Source organism: Pseudomonas sp. Pseusp3, from assembly GCF_047304225.1.
GTDB lineage: Bacteria > Pseudomonadota > Gammaproteobacteria > Pseudomonadales > Pseudomonadaceae > Aquipseudomonas > Aquipseudomonas fluorescens_CD.
On the sequence record NZ_JBGLYV010000183.1, the window covers coordinates 1 to 6,110 of the forward strand.

A 6,110-nucleotide genomic window follows, 5' to 3' on the forward strand; every position below is an offset into this window, starting at 1 on the left:
GCGGGGCTGGGCCTCGGGGAGTTCGGGGCGGGTATGCGATTGTTCGCGGTAGATCACCAGGGTACCGGCGGCGATATCGCCCAGGCGCTTGAAGTGAGGGTGTTGCAGGCAACTGATGGCTCCGAGGAAGTAACCGAACGGCAACAGGTCGACAGCGCGCAACAGGTTGCGCAGCAGCGACGCGGACCAGCCGACCGGGGTGCCATCGTCATGCACCACCCGTAATCCCATCCATTGCTTGCCCGGCGAGCGGCCGTGGTTCAGCACCTCGAACAGCACCATGTACCACCAGCTCACCACGAACAGCAGGATCGAGCCGAGTCCGGCCCCCAGTTTACCGAGCATCGCCAGTGCAATGAACAGCACGCCCAGGACCAGGCCGCGCAAACCAAGGTCGATAGCGAACGCCAGCGCACGGACCATCAACCCGGCCGGGCGCAGTGGCAGGTCGACGCCCTCCGGCGTTTCGACCTGGTACCGCGTATCCAGCGGTGGTGACAGCGGCGCATTCCCTGGCAGTGCTGTGGTCTCGAGCATGGGCAACCTGACGATGTGGCCTGGATCGGGATTGTGTATCCATTCGATGCTAGCAGCCTATTCGAGGGGGCGGCGGGGGGAAACGACATGACTATGTAATGCATGGCGAGTCGCGCAAGGTGCTTGAATGACAAGACTACTGGCCGGGGCGGGAGGTGAACGCCTAGACTTTGCCGATCTTCTGTTCAGGAATCGCCCGTGACCTCCATCTTCTGGTACGACTACGAAACCACTGGCATCAATCCCCGTTGTGACCGTCCATTGCAAATGGCCGGCCTGCGCACCGATTTCGATCTCAATGAAATCGACGAGCCGGTCAATCTCTACTGCCAGCCCAGCGACGACATCCTGCCGCATCCGGCTGCCTGCGCGATCACGGGAATCACTCCCGGACAACTGCAGGCGCAAGGCTTGAGCGAAGCCGACTTCATGACCCGGGTGCATGCCCAGCTCGCGGCACCCGGTACCTGTGGCGCGGGGTATAACACTTTGCGTTTCGACGACGAAATGACCCGCTACAGCCTGTACCGAAACTTTTTCGACCCTTATGCGCGGGAGTGGCAGGGTGGTAACAGCCGCTGGGACCTGATCGATGTGGTGCGCGCTGCCTATGCCTTGCGCCCCGATGGCATCGTCTGGCCGACGGACGACGAGGGGCGGGTCACGCTCAAGCTTGAACGCCTGACCGCTGCCAACGGCATCGATCATGGCAATGCCCACGAAGCGCTGTCGGACGTTCGCGCGACGATCGCCCTTGCACGCCTGATAAGGGAAAAACAGCCAAAACTGTACGACTGGCTGTTTCAGTTGCGCAGCAAGCAAAAAGTCATGGACCAGATACGACTGCTGCAACCAATGGTGCATGTTTCCGGGCGTTTTTCCGCCGCGCGCAACTATGCAGGTGTGGTGTTGCCGCTGGCCTGGCACCCGCGCAACAAGAACGCCCTGATTGTCTGTGACCTGCACCTCGATCCCCAGGGCCTGCTCGACCTGGATGCCGAAAGTTTGCGCCAGCGCTTGTATACCCGCCGCGACGAACTGGCCGAAGACGAGTTACCGGTGCCGTTGAAGCTGATTCACATCAACAAGTGCCCGGTGGTGGCCCCGTTGTCGGTACTTCGCCAGGAAGATCAGCAGCGTCTGGGGCTGGATATGGCGCTTTATCAGCAGAGGGTGTTGCAGCTCAATGACGCCCGGAAAGTTTGGCAGGATAAAATCCTGGCGATTTATGCTCGCGAAGATTTTTCCCAGAGCAAGGATCCTGAGCAACAGTTATATGATGGATTTATCGGTGATCGGGATCGACGCTTGTGTGAACAAGTCAGAACCGTTGATCCGATGCAATTGGCACAAGAGCAGTGGCCTTTCGATGACGAACGTCTGCCGGAATTGCTGTTTCGATATCGCGCACGCAACTTTCCCGATACGTTGAGTTCCGAGGAGCAAGAACGCTGGCGAATATTCTGTCAGAAACGTTTGTCAGATCCCCAATGGGGGGCACCAAATACCCTTGAAGTTTTTGTAGAGACCGCGGCCCAATTGAGCGTTAGTGCTACTCCGTTTCAGCAGGGGGTGCTCAGTGAGTGGCAGGATTATGTCCAGGGACTACGCCTGCGTTTGAGTCTTTGAATTCGAACATGCCGGGGCTAAAACACCGCGCATAAATAACGCCAGCATTTGCTGGCGTTATTTTTTGTCACGGTTCCGTCTGCGACAAGCTCCGGGGCTTAGCCCAGCAGGGTAGCCCAGCCTTCTACCACGTCACCGCCCCACTTGGCTTTCCACTCTTTCAGAGTCTTGTGGTTGCCACCTTTGGTTTCGATGACTTCACCGTTGTGCGGGTTTTTGTATTGTTTAACTTTGCGAGCACGCTTGGTGCCGGTAGTTTTCACTGCACCGCCGCGTGGTGCCTTGGTTTTGGATTCTGGATCCAGCAGCGCGATGATGTCACGCAGGGACTTGGAGTATTCACCCATCAGGGTGCGCAGTTTGCCTTCGAATTCCAGCTCGGTTTGCAGTTTGTCGTCTTGGGACAGGTTCTTCAAACGGGCTTGCAGCTCTTTGATAGCTTCTTCGGTGGCGCGATATTCGTTGATCAAGGACATGTGGACTACCTTATGTTGTGCGCTGGATGGCAGGTGACAGTGCGGCAATAATAGTCACGGTGTTTCATCAAGTAAACATTTAGGCCAACTTTATTTAATTTAACTGCTGTGTCTTTGGCGTACATTGGTAATGCATTTATTAGTGTGGTCCGGGTCTGACAGATATACATAAATTAACAAATGACCGGTACCGCTAGAGCATCCGGGCGAACCGGCACTGGGGCTGTCCACCCTGCCGGACCGACCTTCGGGCAGGGCGAAACGTCAACAATACTGCAGTTTTGCTGCGCAATCGCTAGAATGGCGGCCTTTGCGAAGTTCTGGAGTTTCCCCCTCATGCGCACTTTTCGTCTGGTGATTTCTTGCCCGGACCGTGTTGGCATCGTTGCCAAAGTCAGTAACTTTCTGGCATCACACAACGGCTGGATCACTGAAGCGAGCCATCACTCGGACAATCTCAGTGGCTGGTTCTTCATGCGTCACGAAATCCGTGCCGACTCCCTGCCATTTGGTATCGAAGCGTTTCGCGAAGCCTTTGCCCCGATCGCCGAAGAGTTCTCGATGGACTGGCGCATCACCGATACCGAACAGAAGAAACGCGTGGTGCTGATGGCCAGCCGCGAGTCGCACTGCCTGGCCGACTTGCTGCACCGCTGGCACAGCGATGAACTGGACTGCGAAATTTCCTGTGTGATTTCCAACCATGATGACTTGCGCAGCATGGTGGAGTGGCACGGTATTCCGTACTACCACGTCCCGGTCAATCCGCAGGACAAGCAACCGGCGTTCGCCGAGGTTTCGCGCCTGGTCAAGCAGCACGATGCCGAAGTGGTGGTGCTTGCCCGTTACATGCAAATCCTGCCGCCGGAGTTGTGCAGCGAATACGCGCACAAGGTCATCAACATTCACCACAGCTTCCTGCCGTCGTTCGTCGGTGCCAAGCCGTACCACCAGGCCTCCCTGCGTGGCGTGAAACTGATCGGCGCGACCTGCCACTATGTGACCGAAGAGCTGGATGCCGGCCCGATCATCGAGCAGGACGTGGTGCGCGTCAGCCACAGCGACAGCATCGAAGACATGGTGCGTTTCGGCCGTGACGTCGAAAAAATGGTGCTGGCCCGTGGCTTGCGTTATCACCTGGAAGACCGGGTGCTGGTACACGGCAACAAAACCGTCGTCTTCTGACAGACCTGCGGCACTGTTGAAATTCGAAGGGCCTGGGCGTTCAATCGCTTCAGGCCCTTCGCCGTTTCTGCACCGAGGACAAAACCATGGCCGATCCACTGGACAAAGCCACATCCAAGGCTCCCGCCACGCTGGGCGAGGGTTGCCTGAGCCGCTACGACCCGGATGACATGGGGCCTGAAACCGGAACGGAGTTCCCTGACGCCGCGCAGTTGTGGGAAAAGTTGCAGCAGGAGTCCGAGGACAAACCCAAGCCAGCCTGAGTTTCATCAATTTCTTCAGCAGCGGCCTGCCCAACAACAGCAGCCCGTGAATCATGCGGCACGACCCGGTCGGTCGTTTTGCAGTACCAGCCACTGGGCCTTGGTCATCGCAACCCTTCCGTTGTCGAGCAGGCGTTCCAGGGTTTGTAGCCAGTATCGGCGCGAGAATTCATGGCGCATGTCCACTGGGTGCAGGCCCAGGCGAATCACCGGGGCCTGCTGCCAGCGGTGCTCGCGGCGATCGCTGACGAGCTTCGATACGCCCCGGCGCCAGGCACTGCGCCCACTCCAGACCAGCCCGGGTGCCTCGATCGCGGTGAAATCCGGCAATCGGTATAAATGCTGCGAGTCGCTGGTGTAACTCAACGGCAATTGGCGCAATGCCTGGCGAGTACCTTGGCTCATCAGCCAGGCAGGGGCGACGAACCCTTCCAGCGGCCAGTCATGGCGGTGGAACATCTCGATTCCCGAACGCAGGCGGGCGAGGGCGGCTTCTGCTGACAAACGGTAAAACTCGCCTTCGTGGGTGTAGACCCGACGCATGAACCAGTCGCGGGGATTGCGGGTCATCGGCCCGTCATCGCAGTGGTAGTAGCCATGCAGTGCCAGTTCGTCGCCGCGGGCAACCCTGGCGCTGAGCTGGCGGCAAAATTGCGGATGGGCGTCCAGATCGTTGTGTTTGTGGAAATCCGGTACCACCAGCCAGGTGATCGGCACGTCACCCAGCGCGTCGATGGTTTTGAGGAACGGCTGGTAATCGGCCCAGGTTGGCGGTGCCACATCGTGCAGTACCAGTAGCAAACCGGGTTTGTTCATGGGCTCAACCATTGGCGGTTAGTGGCCATTGGCTGCCGAGCACGGCGTGGTAGTGGCGCAGCAAGCTGTTGACCACCGTGTCCCAGGCGTAATGCCGTTCGACATGTATCCGTGCCTGTCTACCCAGCGCTGTGGTGCCCGACCCGAACAAATCTCGAACGGCGGTGGCCATCGCGGCAGGATTGTTTGGTGCGCAGAGGCGGCCGCAGTCCTCGGTGACGATTTCCTCGAAAGCCCCGGCTGCCACGGCCACCACCGGAATGCCGCTGGCCATGGCCTCCAGAATGACCAGACCGAAGGTTTCCTGATCGCCGGCGTGCAGCAATGCATCGGCGCTGGCCATCAGGCGGGCCACCTGCGCCGCCGGACAGAACTCGTCGATCACCGTCACGTTGGACGGCACGGCTGTGGGCATCGACGAGCCGACCAGCAGCAGGTGATAGCGTCGACCCAGGCGTTGCATGCAGTCGAGCAGCACCGGCAGGTTTTTTTCCTTGGAGCCGCGCCCGGCGAAGATCAGCAACCGGGTGTTTTCGTCCAGGCCCAACCCGGCCCGCAGCCCGGGGTCCCTGGCTTCGGGACTGAAGGTTTGCAGGTCGACACCGAGCGGCTGCACGAAGACATTCCTGACCCCAAGCCCGGTAAGTTTGTCGGCCATGACCCGGCTGGGCGCCAGGACCCGGTCGAAGTTGCCATAGAGCTTGCTGACATAGGCCTCGACGTTGTTGGTCGCCCAGTTGCCCATGCGGTTGCGGACCAGTAGCGGCAGGTCCGAGTGATAAAAGCCGATGACCGGCACGTCGAGTTGGCGCCGCGCATCCAGCGCTGCCCATGCGGTGAGATAGGGGTCGCCGACTTCGATCAGATCGGGTTGCAGGTCTTGCAGGACATTGCGCCAGGGCGCGAGGCGCAGAGGGAAGCGATAGCCCTTGCCGAAGGGCAGGGCAGGGGCAGGAACGGTGAAGATGCCGTCCTGCTCACTCAAGGAGGGTCCAGGGATCAGCAAGCTATGGCGAATGCCCGGCTTGATGCCCAGGCGACGGTGCTTTGCATCCAGATAAGTACGCACGCCACCGCTGGCTGGGGCATAGAACATGGTGATGTCAGCGATATGCACGATGAACGGTCCTCCAGGCCCGGTACTCCCTTGGTTGACCTATATGAAGGATAGATGTTCGGTTGGGGGTGTGCGGGCGGGGGAGTC

At 59.3% G+C, this 6,110-nt stretch carries 7 protein-coding genes; 3 read left to right on the forward strand and 4 right to left on the reverse strand.

Annotation, left to right across the window (positions count from 1 at the left end):
- The coding region (locus ACCD00_RS29985) for an RDD family protein (RefSeq protein ID WP_413428826.1) at nt 1–537 on the reverse strand (537 nt) is incomplete at its 3' end.
- Nucleotides 538–735: 198 nt separating this feature from the next.
- On the opposite strand from ACCD00_RS29985, the gene sbcB reads away from it, so the two are divergent.
- Nucleotides 736–2,166, forward strand: a complete 1,431-nt coding sequence (sbcB, locus tag ACCD00_RS29990) for an exodeoxyribonuclease I (protein WP_413428827.1) — start codon at nt 736–738, stop codon at nt 2,164–2,166.
- 98 nt (nt 2,167–2,264) lie between these two features.
- On the opposite strand, the gene mvaT is transcribed toward sbcB, so the two are convergent.
- On the reverse strand, nt 2,265–2,642 hold the full coding sequence (gene mvaT, locus ACCD00_RS29995; RefSeq protein ID WP_007933316.1) for a histone-like nucleoid-structuring protein MvaT: 378 nt from the start codon (nt 2,640–2,642) through the stop codon (nt 2,265–2,267).
- Between the two features lie 336 nt (nt 2,643–2,978).
- Here mvaT and purU point away from each other — a divergent pair, with 336 nt between their 5' ends.
- Both purU and ACCD00_RS30005 read left to right on the forward strand, forming a co-directional pair.
- Nucleotides 2,979–3,827 (forward strand): formyltetrahydrofolate deformylase, encoded by an 849-nt coding sequence (gene purU / locus ACCD00_RS30000; protein ID WP_007993692.1) that lies wholly within the window; start codon nt 2,979–2,981, stop codon nt 3,825–3,827.
- Between the two features lie 86 nt (nt 3,828–3,913).
- A complete protein-coding gene (locus ACCD00_RS30005) occupies nt 3,914–4,090 on the forward strand; it encodes a hypothetical protein (RefSeq protein WP_413428828.1) in 177 nt (58 codons plus the stop codon).
- A gap of 51 nt (nt 4,091–4,141) precedes the next feature.
- Here ACCD00_RS30005 and ACCD00_RS30010 read toward each other — a convergent pair whose 3' ends face one another.
- The gene (locus ACCD00_RS30010; protein ID WP_413428829.1) at nt 4,142–4,918 is read right to left on the reverse strand and encodes a DUF2334 domain-containing protein; all 777 of its coding nucleotides are present in this window, start codon (nt 4,916–4,918) and stop codon (nt 4,142–4,144) included.
- On the reverse strand, nt 4,911–6,023 hold the full coding sequence (locus ACCD00_RS30015; RefSeq protein WP_413428830.1) for a glycosyltransferase family 4 protein: 1,113 nt from the start codon (nt 6,021–6,023) through the stop codon (nt 4,911–4,913). The genes ACCD00_RS30010 and ACCD00_RS30015 overlap by 8 nt, the downstream gene beginning before the upstream one ends.
- Between the last annotated feature and the right edge of the window lie 87 nt (nt 6,024–6,110).

What these genes read in the sequence shown, in the direction of transcription:
- ACCD00_RS30005 (WP_413428828.1), top strand. Translation starts at nt 3,914, where the DNA reads ATGGCCGATCCACTGGACAAAGCCACATCCAAGGCTCCCGCCACGCTG.
- purU (WP_007993692.1), top strand. Translation starts at nt 2,979, where the DNA reads ATGCGCACTTTTCGTCTGGTGATTTCTTGCCCGGACCGTGTTGGCATC.
- ACCD00_RS30010 (WP_413428829.1), bottom strand. Translation starts at nt 4,918, where the DNA reads ATGGTTGAGCCCATGAACAAACCCGGTTTGCTACTGGTACTGCACGAT.
- mvaT (WP_007933316.1), bottom strand. Translation starts at nt 2,642, where the DNA reads ATGTCCTTGATCAACGAATATCGCGCCACCGAAGAAGCTATCAAAGAG.